We start from the raw sequence: 1,788 nt of genomic DNA, 5'->3' as shown, positions 1-1,788 counted from the left end.
TGATCTTGACGGTTTGAGCCTTACGCCAGTCGAACATTCCAGCGATGACTTTACATTAACGACTGCAGTAACGTTGACAGAGGGGGATGTTAGTGAAGTTGATAATGGTTCGGTAGAAGTGACTTTGGAAGCAGTCGCTGATGCGCCTGCGGTGAGTGCGAGTGATGTAAATGGTGATGAGAATAGTGCTATTGCCTTGGATATCACTGGTAGCCTAGCAGACAACGACGGTTCTGAGTCAGTTACTGGTTACACCATCAGCGATGTGCCGTTAGATGCTACGTTATCTGCTGGCACTGACAATGGAGATGGTAGCTGGACGTTGACAGCCGCTGAGCTTGCCGGTCTCACGATCACGCCAGCAATAGGCCATCTAAGCGATATCGTTCTGCAGGTCACGATTCATAATGAAGATGTTGATCCCGATGATAGCAGCCAAGTCGATAGCAATAGTGCAACGACGTCAATGACTGTAACAATTAATCCGGTTATTGATGGCCCGAATCCGGTTGACCCAGTCGATCCGACCGATCCAATCGATCCAACGAACCCGAGCGCGGATGGCAATCCATTAACAGGAACGGTAAGCACGTTAGAGGATACTGAGGTCGATCTTGAACTGGGTCCATTAACCGCTGTTGATAGCACTGAAACGATCAGCAGTGTCACGATCGGTGGTGTGCCAACCGGAGCGATTTTGTCAGCGGGTACGAATAACGGTGATGGCACCTGGACAGTGGATCCCGCTGATCTTGATGGTTTGAGCCTTACGCCAGTCGAACATTCCAGCGATGACTTTACATTAACGACTGAAGTAACGTTCACACAGGGCGATGCTAGTCAAGTTTATAATGGTTCGGTAGAAGTTACTTTGGAAGCAGTCGCTGATGCGCCTGCGGTGAGTGCGAGTGATGTAAATGGTGATGAGAATAGTGCTATTGCCTTGGATATCACTGGTAGCCTAGCAGATAACGACGGTTCTGAGTCAGTTACTGGTTACACCATCAGCGATGTGCCGTTAGATGCTACGTTATCTGCTGGCACTGACAATGGAGATGGTAGCTGGACGTTGACAGCCGCTGAGCTTGCCGGTCTCACGATCACGCCAGCAATAGGCCATCTAAGCGATATCGTTCTGCAGGTCGCGATTCATAATGAAGATGTTGATCCCGATGATAGCAGCCAAGTCGATAACAATAGTGCAACGACGTCAATGACTGTAACAATTAATTCGGTTATTGACGGCCCGAACCCGGTTGATCCAGTCGATCCGACCGATCCAATCGATCCATCGAACCCTAGTGCTGACGGTGATCCACTGACGGGGGCTGTCACTGTAGCAGAAGACGCAGTCTTTGATCTTGAATTGGGTCCGTTAACTCCCATTGATGTTAATGAAACAATGAGCAGTGTCACGATCGGTGGCGTGCCAACTGGAGCGATTTTGTCAGCGGGTACGAATAACGGTGATGGCACCTGGACAGTGGATCCCGCTGATCTTGATGGTTTGAGCCTTACGCCAGTCGAACATTCCAGCGATGACTTTACATTAACGACTGAAGTAACGTTCACACAGGGCGATGCTAGTCAAGTTTATAATGGTTCGGTAGAAGTTACTTTGGAAGCAGTCGCTGATGCGCCTGCGGTGAGTGCGAGTGATGTAAATGGTGATGAGAATAGTGCTATTGCCTTGGATATCACTGGTAGCCTAGCAGATAACGACGGTTCTGAGTCAGTTACTGGTTACACCATCAGCGATGTGCCGTTAGATGCTACGTTATCTGCTGG

General features: G+C 49.3%; 1 pseudogene. It reads left to right on the top strand.

Features of this window, described 5'->3' with window-relative positions:
- A pseudogene (locus A3738_RS30890) lies at positions 1-1,788 on the top strand (hypothetical protein); the annotation flags it as partial.

This window comes from Oleiphilus sp. HI0066 (genome assembly GCF_001635725.1).
Note: the sequence above shows the minus strand (reverse complement) of the source record. Positions and strands in the feature narration are given on the sequence as shown.